Annotated in this window: 16 protein-coding genes and 1 pseudogene; 7 read left to right on the plus strand and 10 right to left on the minus strand. The window is 36.5% G+C overall.

Features of this window, described 5'->3' with window-relative positions:
- On the plus strand, positions 1-791 hold a 791-nt coding region (locus DHD80_RS11945; protein WP_251741415.1), incomplete at its 5' end, for an SDR family oxidoreductase.
- A 127-nt stretch (positions 792-918) separates the two neighbouring features.
- Here the strand turns inward: DHD80_RS11945 and DHD80_RS11950 are convergent.
- Positions 919-1,944 carry a LacI family DNA-binding transcriptional regulator gene (locus DHD80_RS11950; RefSeq protein ID WP_251741416.1) on the minus strand — a complete coding sequence of 342 codons (1,026 nt, stop codon included), beginning with the start codon at positions 1,942-1,944 and terminating at the stop codon, positions 919-921.
- A 156-nt stretch (positions 1,945-2,100) separates the two neighbouring features.
- On the opposite strand from DHD80_RS11950, the gene DHD80_RS11955 reads away from it, so the two are divergent.
- The 4 genes from DHD80_RS11955 to DHD80_RS11970 all read left to right on the plus strand — a co-directional run bounded on the left by DHD80_RS11955 (position 2,101) and on the right by DHD80_RS11970 (position 9,094).
- The gene (locus DHD80_RS11955; RefSeq protein WP_251741417.1) at positions 2,101-4,776 is read left to right on the plus strand and encodes a TonB-dependent receptor; all 2,676 of its coding nucleotides are present in this window, start codon (positions 2,101-2,103) and stop codon (positions 4,774-4,776) included.
- 75 nt (positions 4,777-4,851) lie between these two features.
- Positions 4,852-6,162 (plus strand): trehalase family glycosidase, encoded by a 1,311-nt coding sequence (locus DHD80_RS11960; RefSeq protein ID WP_251741418.1) that lies wholly within the window; start codon positions 4,852-4,854, stop codon positions 6,160-6,162.
- Positions 6,163-6,326: 164 nt separating this feature from the next.
- Positions 6,327-7,931 carry a sodium:solute symporter gene (locus DHD80_RS11965; RefSeq protein WP_251741419.1) on the plus strand — a complete coding sequence of 535 codons (1,605 nt, stop codon included), beginning with the start codon at positions 6,327-6,329 and terminating at the stop codon, positions 7,929-7,931.
- An 11-nt stretch (positions 7,932-7,942) separates the two neighbouring features.
- Positions 7,943-9,094: a glycerate kinase gene (locus DHD80_RS11970; RefSeq protein ID WP_251741420.1), complete on the plus strand. Its 1,152-nt coding sequence runs from the start codon at positions 7,943-7,945 to the stop codon at positions 9,092-9,094.
- Between the two features lie 808 nt (positions 9,095-9,902).
- On the opposite strand, the pseudogene tnpA reads toward DHD80_RS11970, so the two are convergent.
- From tnpA to DHD80_RS11990, 4 genes and pseudogenes are all read right to left on the minus strand, one after another.
- Positions 9,903-10,343: pseudogene (gene tnpA / locus DHD80_RS11975) on the minus strand (IS200/IS605 family transposase).
- A 249-nt stretch (positions 10,344-10,592) separates the two neighbouring features.
- Positions 10,593-10,937, minus strand: coding sequence for a helix-turn-helix transcriptional regulator (locus DHD80_RS11980; RefSeq protein ID WP_251741421.1), 345 nt, complete (start codon positions 10,935-10,937; stop codon positions 10,593-10,595).
- A 20-nt stretch (positions 10,938-10,957) separates the two neighbouring features.
- Positions 10,958-11,308, minus strand: a complete 351-nt coding sequence (locus DHD80_RS11985; protein ID WP_251741422.1) for a helix-turn-helix transcriptional regulator — start codon at positions 11,306-11,308, stop codon at positions 10,958-10,960.
- 33 nt (positions 11,309-11,341) lie between these two features.
- Complete coding sequence (locus DHD80_RS11990; RefSeq protein WP_251741423.1) at positions 11,342-11,701, minus strand: helix-turn-helix transcriptional regulator; 360 nt, start codon at positions 11,699-11,701, stop codon at positions 11,342-11,344.
- A 139-nt stretch (positions 11,702-11,840) separates the two neighbouring features.
- Here DHD80_RS11990 and DHD80_RS11995 point away from each other — a divergent pair, with 139 nt between their 5' ends.
- Both DHD80_RS11995 and DHD80_RS12000 read left to right on the plus strand, forming a co-directional pair.
- Entirely contained in the window at positions 11,841-12,248 is a 408-nt protein-coding gene (locus DHD80_RS11995) for a helix-turn-helix transcriptional regulator (RefSeq protein WP_251741655.1), read from the plus strand.
- 468 nt (positions 12,249-12,716) lie between these two features.
- Positions 12,717-13,079, plus strand: coding sequence for a hypothetical protein (locus DHD80_RS12000; RefSeq protein WP_251741424.1), 363 nt, complete (start codon positions 12,717-12,719; stop codon positions 13,077-13,079).
- Positions 13,080-13,123: 44 nt separating this feature from the next.
- Here the strand turns inward: DHD80_RS12000 and DHD80_RS12005 are convergent, their stop codons facing one another.
- From DHD80_RS12005 to DHD80_RS12025, 5 genes are all read right to left on the minus strand, one after another.
- Complete coding sequence (locus tag DHD80_RS12005; protein WP_251741425.1) at positions 13,124-14,359, minus strand: site-specific integrase; 1,236 nt, start codon at positions 14,357-14,359, stop codon at positions 13,124-13,126.
- 383 nt (positions 14,360-14,742) lie between these two features.
- Positions 14,743-15,411, minus strand: coding sequence for a hypothetical protein (locus DHD80_RS12010; RefSeq protein WP_251741426.1), 669 nt, complete (start codon positions 15,409-15,411; stop codon positions 14,743-14,745).
- On the minus strand, positions 15,408-15,779 hold the full coding sequence (locus tag DHD80_RS12015; RefSeq protein ID WP_251741427.1) for a hypothetical protein: 372 nt from the start codon (positions 15,777-15,779) through the stop codon (positions 15,408-15,410). Before DHD80_RS12015 ends, DHD80_RS12010 begins: the two co-directional genes overlap by 4 nt.
- Positions 15,776-17,146 (minus strand): hypothetical protein, encoded by a 1,371-nt coding sequence (locus DHD80_RS12020; RefSeq protein WP_251741428.1) that lies wholly within the window; start codon positions 17,144-17,146, stop codon positions 15,776-15,778. Before DHD80_RS12020 ends, DHD80_RS12015 begins: the two co-directional genes overlap by 4 nt.
- 39 nt (positions 17,147-17,185) lie before the next feature.
- Positions 17,186-17,578 carry a helix-turn-helix transcriptional regulator gene (locus DHD80_RS12025; protein ID WP_251741429.1) on the minus strand — a complete coding sequence of 131 codons (393 nt, stop codon included), beginning with the start codon at positions 17,576-17,578 and terminating at the stop codon, positions 17,186-17,188.
- Positions 17,579-17,816 lie beyond the last annotated feature (238 nt).

Raw genomic sequence — 17,816 nt, forward strand, 5'->3', positions numbered from 1 at the left:
AACTTATAAAGGAAATCGGGAAAGACAATGTCATTGGCATCGCACGTACCCCTGAAAAGGCAAAAAATCTGGGCATTGAAATCCGTAAAGGAGACTACAACAATCGACAGGATTTCGATAGAGCCCTACAAGGGGTTGACACCGTTCTTTTGGTGTCGGGTATGGATAAACCCGGAAATAGAATTCAGCAACATAGAAATGTAATAGATGCCGCCAAGAAAAGCGGTGTTCAAAAGATAGTGTATACCAGTATCGTAGGAGATGAAGATAAAAACGCATTTAGCCCCATAGTACAAAGTAACAGGCAGACAGAAAAAGACATTCAAGAATCCGGTCTTCTATGGGCAATAGGTAGAAATGGAATCTACATTGAGCCAGATTTGGAGTATATGGACACCTATGTAAAAGAAGGTGAAATAAGGAACTGTGCGGGTGAGGGGAAATGTGCGTATACCAGCCGGGAGGAATTAGGGTCTGCCTACGCCAAAATGCTCATCGAAGAAAAACACAACGGCCAGGTTTTCAATCTTGTGGGCGAACCCATTACCCAGAGTGAACTTGCAAATAAAATAAACCAAGTTTATAATACGAATCTCAAATACAAGCCGGTTTCGGTAGAAGACTATGCAGCTGAAAGAAAAGAAGAATTAGGCGACTTTTTAGGAAGCGTTATTCCCGGTATTTATGAAGGAATCAAGAGTGGAGCAAATGATGTTCCTTCCGATTTTGAAAAAGCTGCCGGAAGACCCCATAAAACTGTTTTAGAGATGATTCAAAACTATATAAATTGACCAAAACCGGGAAGTACAAAGCTGTCTCTGTAGTATATAAACCCTGCAACTGAATAGTGAAGAAAAATGGTTTATTGAATATGAAACCGGAAGGATTTTTCAGGGACAGACTGGTGTCCATCATTGGCTATCGCTTTAAAGTAGATTCCCTGACTATGAGATTTGTTTGAATCTCTACAGTTTTCGTTGTAATATCGTTTTTAGGGTTTTCAATTTCGCCGATTAAAAATTTTACGGCGGTACGTCCTATTTTATTCCCGGGTTGATCTACAGTAGTGAGTTCCGGTTGGATTATGGTTGAATTTAACGAGTTGCTAAAACCTACTACCGCAATTTCCTCCGGAATTTTTATATTTAATTTATTGAGCGCTTTGATGGCCCCGATCGCCGCATTGTCTGTAATGGCAAAAATTGCATCCGGTCTTTTCTTCATGCTTAATAATATGTTTGCCAAACGCTCACCGTGAACCATTGAAATATCTTCAGTACTAAGAATTATCTTTTCATCGACAGGGAGAGCATGTTCCCGAAGAGCCCTCAAATACCCCTGATATCTTTTTTCGGAATTATAGGAGTTCTCGGTTTCTTTCATGATGGCAATACGTGTTTTTCCAAGATTGATAAGATGTTCAACCGCATTAAAAGCTGCTTCTTCCTCATTGATTACTATTTGGGTACAGGGAACTTTATTTGATACTTTATCAAAAAGTACCATAGGTATGCGATTTAAAATTCCCAATATTTCATCTATATGGGTGGTCTTTCTTGCCAATGACATTAAAATTCCATCTACCCCAAATTGGGTCATGGTATTCAACATTTCAATCTGCTTTATTTCATTGTTCTTGGATTCTGAAATTATTACACGATAACCCTGAATTTCTGATTCTGCCAGTATACCTTCCAATATTGTAGATGTGAATAAATGGGAAATGCTAGGCACTATAACCCCTAATATATGGGTTTCCTGTGATCGGAAACCTCTTGCAAACAAATTTGGCGCATAGTGCTTTTGCTTTGCCAACATTTTTACATTCTTTTTCGTTTCCGAATTTATATCGGGGTGGTCGTTCAGGGCTCTTGACACCGTTGAAATAGACAATCCAAGCTCCTCGGCAAGTTCCTTTAAGGTAGTATTTCTTTTTTTACTCATTTATATATCACACTAAAATTGCAAACGTTACCGCAAACGTTTGCATAAGTTTTTTGCAGTTTTTTTGTAAAAACACTATGCGATTCACATAATTTTAACTCCATATTAGCAATTTAACAATTTTAGAGTTGAACTAAATATTAAAATTCAATAATCATGAAGAAAATTATTTTTTTAGTCATTGGTCTATTAATGGGTACGGGAAGCTTTGCTCAGACCGAAATTACGGGGACCGTAACGGACAATTCAGGGGTGCCTATCCCTGGAGCAAACATTCTTATTGTAGGAACTACTTTTGGAACCACATCAGATTTTGATGGTAACTATAATTTTACGGTGGATATCATAGGAAGCCAAATTCTAAGGGTTTCATATATAGGGTTTTCAACTTCAGAGAAAACCATAGAACTCGACGGAACTTCTATAAATGTAGATTTTGTGCTTCAATATGGTGGTCAACAATTAGATCAAATTGTATTGACAGCTTCTAGTACGTTCAGATCACAAAAGCTAGCTCCCTTGTCCATTAGTTCTTTGAAAATGACCGAAATAACAAAATTATCAGCTAACAGCCAGGCTGATATCCTTAGAAGTGTTCCCGGTATTACTGCGGAAGGTGGCGGTGGGGAAACTGCTACCAATATTTTTGTCAGAGGTCTGCCCTCCGGTGGACAGTACGTGTTTAATCCATTGCAATATGATGGTATGCCCCTGATGAGCACTTTCGGGTTAAATTCTTCTGCTCATGATGTATATGCAAGACCAGACATAGGCTTTAAAGGCGTTGAATTTGTTCGGGGTGGGGCCGCAATATTATATGGAGCAGGTTCGGTGGCCGGCATAATTAACTACTCCAGTAAAACAGGGGATACCAATCCGGGTAATATCTTAAACCTGGAAGTTGCTGATCAGGGAAGGTTAAAAACAGATTTCTACAGTGGTGGCAAATTAGGAGGGGAAGACTCCAATACATTTTATGCTTTCACCGGGTTTGTACGTAAAGACCGGGGACCTATTGAAACAGGCCTTACCACCAGGGGTGTCCAGTTTAGAGGAAATATTAAGAAAAAGTTTGATAAAGGCTCGTTTATGTTGCATGGTCAATATATTAACGATAATGCACAATTCTACCTTCCTTTGCCACTAACTGGTGGAAGCAGGGAACGTATTGCCGGTAATGATGGAGAACCTGTAGAGCAATTGCTTACAGGTGAGTTAGCCAATACGTCTTTCAAAACCCCTGGCGGAGTATATGAAAGTCCTATAGCTGATGGGGTGTCAACTACAGGTGGGTACTTGATGGGAGACTTTAATTATGATTTTGAGGACGATCTTCGTTTAAAAGCAAAGATGAGATATGCCAATTATGATCATAATTTTGCACTGTATGTTGGTGGTAGTGGAGATAACGGGAATCCTATTACTTTGGACAATTATGTAGAAAGCATAGCTCCCGGCAATCAGGGCTATACCGCATTATATCAGGGAGGTGCAGGTTCGCAGATCAACGGTTCAGACCTGGTTATAGATAATTTACATGTAGATAGATTACGGCCGATGACAGATTACTCCGGGGAGGTTTCCATGATTAAAACCATTACTACTGCTAATGATGGAAGTCATAATATTACCCTGGGAAGCTTTGTAGCGCGCACGGAAGCTGAAGACATAAATTACCAATATCGTGTTTTAACCGAGTTCAATAATAATCCCAGATTGGTAAACCTTAGTTATACCGATGCCGCTGGGGATAATGTCATCTATTCGGAAGGTGGGCTTTACAACAGGATAGGTCAAACGGCCAATAACTTCCTTTCACAAAATAGATTAGCCTTTTATCTTACAGATGAAATGATTTTCGACCGATGGAGATTTGATGTTGGCTTTAGGTGGGAGTATACGGAAGGAGAAAATAATAGAGGCGGTATTTACTCGGAAACTGTCTATGATAATCCCGAATTGACAACAGGCTTAAGTGATGTACAATCTGCTGACGGTGCATTCTTAAGAACTAAAGTAAGAGCATCAGATTGGGCTTTGGCTCTTGCCGGCCTATACGAACTCACCGAAACTACTAATCTCTACGCGAATTTTTCAAGAGGATATTTTTTTCCACAATTAAGGGGTTTTGCACCGGTAGCCGGAATAGAAGAAAGTATTTATGAACCTGAAAATATCAATCAGTTTGAGCTTGGTGCCAAATTTGGCAATGAGAAACTCTCAGGATCTATCGCAGGATATTATGTAGGCCTTAAAGACAGGGTTCAAATTATTCAGGCAATCGAGGAAGGCCGTCTGGTAGATCAAACGCGGTCTGAACAAAACACAAAAACCATTGGTATAGAGGCTACCTGGGATTATAGAATTACCAATACTCTAAGTTTTGTAGGTAGTGCTACTTATCAGGACCATGAAATAACTAAAAATATTGACGTCGATTTAGTAAATGGGGGTTCTACAGAAACCAACGTTGGTAACAAATTGGGCAGGCAACCCAACTTTCTGGGAAATGCAGGATTATACTTTGATAACCAAAAAGTTGACGCCAGTTTTAACCTTAACCACACAGGAAAGAAATTCACCGATAATGTGAACACCATCGAGCTGGATGCTATTAATATTGCCCGTATTGGAGCGGGATACACCTTTGGTAAACCTGATAACGATGAATCGTTACGGATAGGCTTTTCAGTATTTAATCTTTTTGATAGTAGCGGTATTACTGAAGGAAATCCAAGGGCGGGAGCCACAGGCCAGAGTGAACAGGACTTCTTTGTGGGGAGGCCCATATTACCAAGAAGAGCTTTCGTAACGGCAACCTTTAATTTCTAAACAAGTTAAGTTAGTATTTTAATTCATATATGCGTTGGAAGTTCATGCTTCCAATGCAACCTTAACCATATAACTATGAAAGAAAATTTAATCAATAGCGCGATTGATGTTTTAGACGCCAATTTTCAGAAGGGCGGCTTTACCATACCAAGCGAGGGACTTTATCCTTTTCAATGGAAGTGGGATTCCGGTTTCATTGCCATTGGGTTATCCCATTATAATATAGAAAAAGCAAAAGCCGAAATTAAAACCCTGCTAGATGCTCAATGGGAAAACGGGTTTATTCCCCACATTGTTTTCCATAATGAAAATAAATCTTATTTTCCTGGAGCCGATTTCCATAGGTCTGAACTACACCCTTTATCCTCTAAAAAATTTAAATCAACGGGCATGACACAACCTCCCGTGACGGGCTTCGTCTTACAGGAAATGTATCGAATAGCTGAAGATAAAGAAGATATGCTGAATTTTATTAAAGACAATATTGATAAGGTCTATCAAAACCATGGTTATTTTTATAAGCATCGTGACCCGCAGGACGAGGGCCTGATGTACATCTACCACAACTGGGAATCAGGCACCGACAACTCCCCGGTTTGGGATGATATCTGGGATACTATGAACCCTCCGGAATATAATTTTGAACGAAAGGATACCACCCATGTCGATGCTTCCCAACGCCCTTCAAATCGAGAATATGACCATTATTTGCATATTATAGAAATCGCTAAGGAACATAACTATGACGACGCGAAAATAGCCGAATTATCTCCTTTTCTGGTTCAAGACCCGCTTTTCAACGCGATGTTGATCAAATCTAACCAGGCATTACTTGAACTATACGAATTAATTGGAGGAAAAGAGGCTGAAAAACTGAACCTGAGACAATGGCAGAAAAAAAGCATTAGTAGGTTCAATCAAAAATTATTCAATAAAGAATTGGGTGCCTATGTACATTACGACCTGAGAAACGAAAAAGCTATTCCTCTTGTTTCATCATCCTCTTTTTCACCACTTTTTGCTGGGATACCTGACCAGGAAAGGGCTGAAATTTTATTGAAAACAATGTTGGATAAATTTGGGGGAGATGATAAATACCTATGTGCTTCCTTTGACCCCACCGATGAAAGGTTCGATCCAAAAAAATACTGGAGAGGCCCGGTTTGGATCAATATGAACTGGTTGCTTTACTACGGTCTTAAAAATTATGGATTTGCGAAAGCTGCAGAACGTATTAAGGCAGATTCTGTGGAATTGATTGAACGAGATGGATTTTTTGAATATTTTGACTGTCGAAAAGAGACCGGAGAATCAAAAAGAACCGGATATGGGGGAAATAATTTCTCCTGGAGTGCCGCACTTTTGATAGATCTTTTGAAGAATTAACAATCATATTTATTTCAATAGGGAAAGTGTTTTTTTCAGAAGAGTATAATCCTGAAAAAAAGTTTTCACCATTCAACCCGTAAATAAATTATTTTAGTGAAATACCTGAAAAATAGTAGTGTTGTAGCCATCAGGAGCAATTTATTTTAAAATAAGATAAACCAATGAATTATTTAGATTACATCGTTATTTTCGTTTATCTGGTCGGTTTTTTAGGCCTTGGCTTTCTATTCAAAGAAAATAATAGCTCTGGAGATTATTTTCTGGGGGGAAGAAAAACTTCCTGGCTACCCTTAAGTCTTTCCGCTATGGCCACCCAGCTTTCGGCCATTAGTTTTGTATCGGCTCCTGCTTTTGTGGGTCTAAAAGATGGGGGTGGTATGCAATGGCTCACCTATGAATTCGGGGTACCCTTAGCCATGGCATTTTTATTGATCGCCCTGTTGCCCACCCTTTACAAATCTGGAATAATCAGTGTTTATGAATATCTGGAAAAACGTTTCGATGCTTCTTCAAGATTGCTTATAAGTTTTGTTTTTCAGATTAGCAGATCGGTGGCTACGGGGGTGATGGTCTATACCATGGCTTTGATCCTGCAGGCTACCATTCAGTTAGATTTTTGGATATCGATACTAATCATTGGCCTTATTACCATGATCTACTCTTTCCAGGGAGGAATGAAAGCGGTTATTTGGGGCGATGTAATTCAAATGAGCATTCTCTTCCTGGGCATTATCATCTGTTTATTTTATGGATTTAGTGAACTTGGCGGTTTGGATAATTTCCTAACCCATGTAGACCAGGATCGGATTACCGCTATCGACTTTAATAAATGGGGATTTAACAATGCCGATGGCAATGATGAATTTGGTTTCTGGCCGATGGTTATCGGGGGCTTTTTTCTATATGCTTCTTATTATGGAACAGACCAAACACAATCGCAACGATTGTTATCCTCAAGCAGCATGTCTAATTTGAAGAAATTGATGATGGCCAATGGTTTGCTACGGTTCCCTTTTACATTAACCTATTGCATTATGGGTCTTGTTTTAGGTACCTTATTAATGCAGGATGTAGGTTTTCAGGAACAAATAGAAAGCGTTTACCAGGCCAATATTTCTTCTTTGCAAGGTAAAAAAGCTGATTTGATGGTGCCGGTCTTTATCATCAAATATTTGCCCAATGGGGTTATTGGAATATTAATAGTTGCAATTATGTCGGCGGCCATGTCAACCTTAAGTTCTACGGTTAATTCCCTTTCAGCTGTTACCATGGAAGATTTTGTGAAACGTTTTAAGCCTGGTATGCCAGATATGAAGTATGTCTTCTATTCAAGGTTGTTATCTATATTCTGGGGACTCGTATGTTTGTTCTTCGCTTTTTTTGCGGGTAATATCGAAGGGACGGTTATTGAAGTTATCAATAAGATCAGCTCCGTTTTTTACGGACCTATTTTGGCTGCGTTTATCCTCGGTATTCTTACTAAAAAGACCCATGCACTTGGTGCCAATATCGGGATTGTAGCAGGGGTGTTATTCAATATCTATTTATGGTTGTATGTGCCCCAGATATTTTGGTTCTGGTGGAATGCCCTGGGTTGCGTGGTGACCATCCTAATAGCTCTCGCAGTAAGTTATACCGTTAAAAGAAAAATCAACGAAGGCCTGGAGGTGGTTTATTATTCCGGTAAAAAGGAGGTTTTGATCCTGGTGGGTTACTTTATTGCCATTGTTTTGTTCAGCTGGTATTTCCCTCATCTTTTAAACTAAAAAACTTCACTATGAAATTCGTAATAGCCCCCGATAAATTTAAAGGTTCCCTCACCGGTTTTGAATTTTGTGATGCCGTAGAGGAAGGTTTAAGTATGGTATTTCCAGATGCCGAAATCTTAAAAATGCCCCTGGCCGATGGCGGCGATGGCACCATCGAGGTCGTTAAACACTATCTAAAGGGTGAAAAGATAATGATAACGGCCAACGACCCATTGTTTCGCCCTATTAAAGCTTCTTATTTATATTCCGCTGAAAGTAATGTCGCCTATGTAGAAATGGCAGAAGCATCGGGCCTTAATTTACTTAATAAGCAGGAGAGAAACTGTCTGTACACTTCAACCTTCGGTACAGGGGAACTTATTCTAGATGCATTAAAAAAAGGAGCGAAGGAAATTATTGTTGGGGTTGGTGGAAGCGCTACCAACGATGGCGGTATGGGAATGGCAAGCGCATTGGGTTATCAATTCTTAGACAAGAATGGTCGGGAATTGAAACCAATTGGTAAAAATCTGGTGGAAGTGGCAAAAATAGATACCTCAAATGTACCTCGTAAACTGCAGGAGGCTAAAATTAAGGTGGCCTGTGACGTTTCAAATCCCTTTCATGGAATGAAGGGAGCGGCAAAAGTTTATGCCGCCCAGAAAGGGGCTTCCTTAGAAGAAATTGAAAGCCTGGATAAAGGCTTACGAAATTTTTCAAAAATTATAATGGAAAAGTATGCCATTGAACTTCAAAAGATAAAGGGTTCTGGAGCTGCCGGTGGTATTGGTGGTGGGGCTATTGTTTTCCTTAACGGTAAATTGAACTCGGGTATAGAAATGATTAAGGAGCTCGCTAATTTTGATATAGCAATTAAGAATACCGATTGGATTATAACCGGAGAAGGAAAACTTGATGAACAAACATTATCCGGAAAAACAATTAATGGGGTTGTAAAGTCTGCTAAACTCAATAATACTCCCGTAGCCGCCTTTTGCGGATCCATTGATCTCTCCATTGAGCATCAGCAGAAATTAGGAGTAATTTATGCAACTTCAATTGTCCAGGGCGTTTCTAATTTGGACCAGGCAATGAAATTTAGCTTTCCTAATCTGGTTTATACAACATATAACTTTGCGAATTTTTTAAAATTTACTTATAAGGGAAATTACATCCGTTAAAATTTGTTTTTTTTACTTGAACTATTTGGACTTGTTTGGAAGAATTGAAAAATAAAGGGAGGGAATAGCAAGAGGGTAACGGGCAAAGCCACGTTACAATCCATTTCCCCTTAGTTTTGATTTCATTTAATAGTAAATAGCGATGAATCGTATGAAATAAAAAAATCCCTTCAAACTTTTTTACTAAAAAATGCTCACAGCCCTGTAAAATCGGTGAAATTTTTACTAAAAAACATCATTTTTAGAAAATAATTCTTACGAATTGTATGGGATATAATATCAAAGAACTTATTGGAAATGTTAGTAGATTTTAGTTAACAATAAAGAACGTTTACCACATTTCTTTCATTTCGCTAAATGCTACATTTCAGAAAAAGAGGTTCACTAAAAAAGTCTTGGACAAGAGCCAAAAAGTTATTAGTAAAATCACTGTAAATATAAGGTTGCAAAACTTTTTGACTCAAGTCCGCCAGATTTGAGTACAACCCTATTGGATAAAAAATTATCCCGATCTGCATTTCAATATCTTTCTACCTATTCTTGCCTTACCTTTTGATTCTAAAGAAACAGGATTTGAAATTAGCGGCCTGCATAAAGCCGCTTTGCTTTTTATAAGGCCTTTCCTAATTCCAATTCCTGAAATGGAATGGAATCAAAAGGTAAGGCGTACAGCTCTGAAAGAAGTAAATAAAAATAAGTTGAAAAAATCCTTTTCATTTAATCTTACTATGTTCTTTCATAGATAAATGAACCACTATGGACTCAAAGTCCATAGTTTCTGGGTAGTGACTTAAAGTCACCGCTACGGTCAGTCTTCCAAAATGAAATTTGTATTCTCCCCATCGTCTGGTCTTCGATGATGCTCTAGATATTCATTGACCATCTCATCAGTTATATTTCCTGTGCTCCAACAGCCATAACCGATAGCCTAGAAATGCCTTCCCCAGTAACGTTGCTTCAAGACTGGGAACTCTTGTTGAAGTTTCCGAGAACTTCTTCCCTTTAACTTCTTCACCAGAGTACTCACACTTATGAAAGGACGATATTCCACATGCATATGGACGTGATCCTTTGAAACCACACCTTTTAGGATCACAACATCCTCAGCTTCACAAATCTGGATCAAAAGGTTACGGCATCGAATCTTAATGTCCCTTATTAAAACGGGATAGCGATACTTGGTGCTCCATACAATATGTGCACTCAAACATGTTACCGTATGTCCATTACTTCGTTGATGGTCCGGCATAACATCAAAGATACACGTTTTTAGAAGCTAAAGCGAAATGCACTAAAGTGCATAGTTTTAACTATTTTTGAGACCAATAAAAAGGAAAATGCCCCAGGTAAAAAAAGTAAATGAAGTTAGCTAAGGTTTATCCTTAAACATCTCCTTTTTCATTGCAACCACCGGGAGCAATCAAGATTGTGCCCACAGGCACACATCTTGCATTACTTTCAATTCTGAAGCACCAATATTGAAATTGGAACAAATCCTTTATGGGCTAACCTTCTTTTCTGACCTTAACATTTTTTCATAGAACAAACATAAGTCTTGGGTTCCTTTGCTCATATGGTTATTTTCATTGTCAGTTTCTACCTCTATTTTACTAATAGGGGTCATCATATTCAATAGTACTATTTCTGGATCAAAACTTTTTAATCCTTCAGGAGTGATGTCCAATATAATGGCAATCTTCCGTATGGTAGTTTCATCAATACAGGTGCGTTGCTCAATTTTACTTACGGCTTGTTTGCTAATTCCACCTAATGATTTACCTAATACAGCCTGGGACAGCCCCCGCAATTTTCTAATCCTTTCAATCTTGTGCCCAATACCCATAGTCCGTTTTTCTAAAAATTTTAATTAATGACTTTCCTAAATTTTTCTTTTTCACAGGCCAACAATCGCTTGTAAAGCTCAACGATTTTCGCTTCTAAGTCCATCGTAATATTTTCTTGTTTGGAAATGGGAAAAACCTGTTCATCTGGATAATTGATTACCTTGAACATTTTTGCCCTATCAAAATTCTTGATGAAAGAAGCTGTGACCTCCAGGGCATCGGCAATATCGATTAAAAGGTCCTCGTTTATTTTATGGCATTTTTCAAGTGCTGAAATAGCAGTTTGATTTAAACCCAAAGTCCTGGCCAGGGCATCTTGCTTGAGGCCCTTTAGTATCCTGATTGTCGCAATGTTATTTCCAATACTCATTGTATGATTTTCATTGTTGACATCTTTGAATTGCTATAGCTTTATTTTATTCCTTTCCAATAAATTTTTCAATAGTTCAAGAATGTGTTTCTGGGTTTCTAACAGTTCTTTTTGCAATATGATATCTTTTTTCCCGTGATTGCTTTGGACAACATCGAGGGGTTTGTTTGGGTTGGATAACTTATTATTTAATTCCTTGTACTGCAAAATATATAAGGGATCGCATTCCATTATTTCAGCTATTTCCACCAGTCGATTTAAGGTAATATCAGTAATGTTATTCTCTATATTACAGTATGCGCGTGTAGATATACCCAAGCAACTTGCCACATAGCTTCTTTTATAATTTCTTTCTCTTTCCCGTATTTCCTGGATGTTATCACCTATTTTCATAATCAGGGTATTTTGATTTACTATGTAAATAAATAACCCGAAATCCTTTTAGCGAACCAATATGAATTGTATCCTACCAAAAATGGATTGTTTTTTACCAAGCCGGAATGAAATAAAAAGATTGATTATATTTGATATTATGACAACAGCTACCAAACCCAACCATATAGGCAGAAAAATTGCCCGCATTCGTGAACTTCGGGGAATGAAACAGGAGACCCTCGCTGAAGAATTAGGCATTAGCCAACAAAGCGTTTCCCACTTGGAACAAAGCGAAACTTTAGATGACGATAGAATTGAAAAAATAGCAAAGGTTCTAGGTGTTTCTAAGGAAGCTATTGAGAATTTCTCAGAGGAAGCAATTTTAAACATTATTGGTAATACATATAATGTTGATAATTCCTCAGCCGTGAATTATGGTTGTACAATTAATCCATTAGAAAAACTTCTTGAATCTTACGAGGAAAATAAGAAACTTTATGAGCGTTTGGTCCAGGCGGAGAAGGATAAAGTTTTATATCTCGAAGAGCTTTTGAAGAAAAAATAATTTTATATTTTTCATAATTGAAAAGCCTTGTCGATATTTTTCGATGAGGCTTTTTATCTACCGTATTTCCTTTATCCTTTCCGAAGTCATTGTATAATTGTTTAAATCTATTTGAGCTTTTCTTAATAGAAAAGGAGGTCATTTATTGTTAGGAGTTAAGGATGATGGCACGGTACAGGGAATAATTGAGGATTGTGTGCAGGATATCAATAATAATATTGTAATGATGGCTAACAATCCCCAAAAGCTTGGAATCAGATTCTATTAGAGCACACCTTTGAAAAAGTCACCGGAATAGCAATGTGATCCTTGAACATACAAAAATTGAAACTATCTTACTTAAAATTCAGCCTCTTTAAATCTTTCTGATGTTTTCTTTTTATTAATTTTACCGAATGCAAAAATACTTTTGGTGGTTAATTACCTCATTTTCCACTGATTTTTTTAATAGGTTAAATTTGCCATCAAATGTTTGAACTTGGTAAGCTTTACATTCCAACCCAATTGGTTTTTGATCCCGTAACTAAAACAATATCCTTCAGAATGTCTGAAATTTATTCTGAAGCTTATTTTGATAAGATTCAATATTCGTTGGAACTGAAAATACTGGGTTCTGAGGTGGTCATCTCTTATTATGGAGAGGATGATACTTACCTGTTTCAGGTTTTAAACCTGGATGAGGATTGTATTGCCTGTGGCTCGCTCGAAAATGCAAGCCTCGGTGCCATTCAGGAAAAAGCTTTAAAGGTGCTACAAGGATATATGTTAGATCCAAAAAAAGAACTATTCCATCTTTTTAATGAGATGGAAGGGGAATTTCCGATAAATTAATCAGGGCTAACGAAAGCCTTACGGTAGCCCCAATAGATCCTTTTTTATGAGTTTGGCTTTTTCTTCTTTGCCATTTTTTCTTCCAAATTGGCAATATCGCTGCTGAGTTTTTTTTCCAGTACCCTCGCATAGATTTGCGTGGTAGATAGCTTGGAATGTCCTAAAAGTTTTGAGACCGTTTCAATCGGTACGCCGTTAGACAGGGTCACTGTGGTCGCGAAGGTATGCCGAGCAACATGAAAAGTTAGCTTTTTATTTATTTTTAGTTTACCAGCAATTTCCTTTAAATACTGGTTCGTTTTCTGGTTAGAATACACCGGAAGAATATAACCAGAGCATGCGCACTGGTCTTTATATTTTTCAATGATCTCCATAGCTTTTGGAAGAATAGGAATTTTAACCGGCTGTTCTGTTTTTTCTCTTGCCGTAAATATCCATTTTCGGCCATCGATTCCAAAGACAATATTTTCCGGTTTTAAATTCTTTGCGTCAATCCAGGACAAACCTGTGTGGCAGGCAAATACAAAAACGTCCCGTGTTTGCTGCTGAGTTATTCTTCCAAACTGGTATGCTTCCAGCTTTTCCAATTCATCCTCACTTAAAAAAGCTCTTTCAGCTTTCTTAAACTTCAATTGAAATTTAGCAAAGGGATCTTTATCTACCCATTCCAGTTTCTGAGCAAGGTTAAGCAATTTCTTTAAACGCTCCAGGTGCTTCATTACACCATTATTAGTGAGAGCCTTTCTATCTCTTTTTGGTTTGTAATTTCTGAGAAAATGCTCAAAGTCGGTAATAAACTGGTAATTGATCTGTTTCAGGAAGATATCCTCGCTTTTAAATCTTGCCTTTAAAAATTTGTAGAGGTATCGTTCTGTGGTGTAATAATTTTTCATGGTTCCGTACTTCAAAACATTTTTCATATTCTTAGTATGGTAATCCAATAATTCAGAAAGCTTTTTAAAAGAATCATCTGCACCTAAATAACGGGCTTTGATCATTCCTACATTTAATAGCTTGTTTTCGTTTTGAAGCTGGCGGAAGGATTCATAAATTTTGTTGTAAACCCGATCCAGGGAATTATTTACCTGGATGCTTTCTGCGCTACACCCTCTAAGACGACTTTTGCGCTCATCCCAGAGATTTAAGGTAATTCTACGTTGTAAACTTAGTTCTACTCGCTCTCCATTTAGGGTAATTCTGGCATAAAGGGGAGCCTTACCATTTTTGGCTTTGCTGGATTTTGGGATAAAGACAATCCCAAAGGTCACCGAATTTCTCATAATACTCGTTTTCAAGGTTAAACAAATGCGTGAAAACGAAAGTCAAATCAACTGTTAGGGCAAATAGCCCTAAATAATAAGAGGTCACCGAATCGGACTCATTTTATATGATTTCCCATCAAATTCTATGAGTGACCAAAAACGACAAAACCTTGATAATCATAAGATTAACAAGGTTTTGATGCCATTTGATAATGGTCTTGGTCGGGGTGGCAGGAAGCTTTTGAGGCTTCTTCAGCCTTCTAAAACCGCGACTTCGTATCTTAAATTCTGGATATATTCACCGAATCATTCACTAAACTAGAAAGAACTATAGGACTAATATAATTTGATCGTCTTTAGTGTTATAAAGATATAAAATTTAAAAGAAATTAAAAATGCCTCTATCGACCTTGCTTTATCATCGGAACGGTCTGAGATTGTTTTGAGGTTTTCTGTTCGGTTTCTGATGAGCCTATCAAAAAAGTAAATAATAAAATTAATATTAGTACAAACACCCATAAATAATTTTTTTTAAACCACTTGAAAAATGATTTAAATCTGAAAGGATGATAAATTTCCTCAAAAAACTCTGCCTTCAAAACCATTAAGTCTTGTTCAAATTGGTCCTGAACTTCTCCACAGAAATTTCCGGCATCTAAGTACCCCACACAACAATCGTATGTAGAGTTAATATAATCGGTTAAATTATTGGCCGTTTTAGGATACGGCTTGGAAACGAGTAAAATAAAATTGAATTCTAATTTTCTTTTTTTAAGCGCCAACTCTTCAAAAAGTAACGTTTTATTCTCTAAAGAAGTGTCTTTAGATATCTGTTCTCCAATTGAAATCGTATCGGTTAATAATTCCCCAAAAAAATTATTTATAGAAGAAATATTTGGTTCCAATACCATTTTCATATACCATTCTTGAGAATTTCTCTTCCTTTCAACTATAGAGTCAAGTAATCTGCCTATAAGAAATAGCGAAATTAAAACAGTGGAGCTAATTAAACTTGGCAATATTAAATCGCTATCAATACCAAGAATGTTTAAAATACCGCTAATAATCACTTACTTAAATTACTTTTCTTAAAAAGCGAAAAGCTATTGCTTTTATTCATGGTATTTCTTGCATTACGCAGGGCATCCTCAATATGTCCCTTTAATATTTTCTCTATAACAGGATTATCTTCCTCTATTTTAAATTTATATTTTTCCTTAAACTTTTCAGATCCTAAAGTTTTAATACTTGGGAAAAATAAACCTAGAAAAAATGATGGATTTATAGAACTTGTCCCTTTGGGAATAATAACGTTAATGTTTTCCTCAGAGGTATCTACACTATCCAAATCTAGTTTTTCTCTCACAGATTTCCCCTGTGGCCTCCCAGTGAACAAGGTGCTCTTTCCACTTTTATATTTAGCTAAATCTATGATCATTTCCTAATCTTTCTCTCTAAATGTGATTTATTTATATATAATTTTACGACTAAAAAAGTTCCTGGAAAAGAATTTTGTAATTTTTTAAGATGAGAATTACTTGGGGGCAAATTTAAATCATTATTTTCATTTAATGCCATTACATCAATACCCTTAATGGTTTTAGGTCTAAGCTTATGATCACATTTCAGAAAAACATCCCCTGAATAAACTAATAAACTCGGCTTTATATTTTTATCCTCTTTAACATAATCTCCTAAATTTATAAACGACTTAAGTATTTTCATAGTACCTGTACCTCGATCTTCATTTTCATAATTTAATCGGCTTATTCCCTCTTGAAGAGCATATAAGGTAAACATTTCTTCCTTACCAAAAAAATTATGACCATTCATTTGAGTTTTTACCTCCTCATACATTTCTTCCATTTGACGATATGTTTCTTTGTTAAGATTTTTGTTGTTTTCAAAACCTGAATAAATAGAATAACCAAAATTTAAAAATGCTAGATTTATTTCACTTACAAAATCGTCATCAACATTGTTATTTTCAGATTGGAAAATGTTTCCGCTTACATACCACGTATCAAACTCTGAATGATCCTCCGCATTATTTAAAATTTCGGAAATAATTCCATCTAAATAGGCTGAATTGTCTGTATCTAAAGAAAACCCATGTTGTTTTAAATTATTATTAATATAATTTCTTATCATTGTTGCAGCAGGTCCTTTTTCGTTCTCCATATAACTCTTTTTAGTTTTTTGTCCACGGATAAAATTTAGTGTAGAGAATGGTTTAAAAAAAGCTTTTGTTGCCTTTGCTTCGGGAAGTAAATAACCAGCCATCAACCTTAAGTTAACATCATTAAATTTTGAAGGTTTTATATATATATCAGGTCGTGTTTTCTTTATTCTTAAACTGTTGTCTAGTTTTTCAAAAAAATCGGTATATTCAATTAGAATTACCAGTAGGAGAAAAATACACGAATAATCGACTTCCTTACATTTAGTAAAATCTATTGTTACCGATTTTCCTTTAAAAAATGTAATAGATTGACGGATTTTCGTAATTGTTTTAAAAGACGAAGAATGGAATTTTTCTAATACAAAATGTTTTGGAATGACAATTTCAGATGAAGGAGATTCACTTTCTCCTATGCCGTTTTTATTTAAAAAATTATCTAGAGGAAAAGTTTTTCTAGCAATGAGTTTATCTTCATGTTTTAATAAACCTATATCATTATAATAATTGGGTTCTAGATCATATAGTCCATGATATCGTTTATTTCTTTTTCGTTTTTTATTTTCCCTTTTAAAATTTCTTTTCTGACCATTCTTATACTTAATCTTATTTTTAATTTTTTTCAAATTATTTAAAATATAAATTTGTGAAATTCAATTTCCAGGTTACTTTTTCAACAATTTCTCCAAATAAGCAACTTTATCCTTCTCAGCCTGAATCAAACGCTCATAAAGTTCTACAACCTTATCTAAAGGGTTAAAATTACAAATGTTGTGCGGCCCAATTGGACCTTGATTTATACTATTATCACTAAAATTATTGAAATAATTAAAGACAGCATCATCTGAAAAATTCTCTATAGCTTCTTTAGTTACTCCTAAAACTTTAGCCACACTTTCCAGTTTTTCGTCTTCCAGGGTTTCACTTTTTTCAAGGCTGGAAACACTTTGTTGGCTAATGCCTAGTTCTTCGGCAAGGGTTTCCTGTTTCATTCCGCGTAGTTCACGAATGCGGGCAATTTTGCGCCCTATATGGTTGGGTTTGGTAGTTGTTGTCATAATCTCAAAGTTAAGAATTCATTTTAAAGTTTTAAGACATTTCGTAAGTGGTAATTTACAGGCTACCGGCTGTATTTTACAAGTAAGCCTGGTTCGGCACGAGGACTAATTTTCAGAATTTGATGCCAGAATCACTAAAATTATCGGGTTAACAATGAAAATTTCTGCCCATAACTCCAAATATATAGAAAATGCATCAAAACCAGTTACGGAAACCGTATTCGCAGAAATAAAAACT

The organism is Gramella sp. AN32 (genome assembly GCF_023718305.1).
In the GTDB taxonomy this organism is placed as follows: Bacteria; Bacteroidota; Bacteroidia; order Flavobacteriales; family Flavobacteriaceae; genus Christiangramia; species Christiangramia antarctica.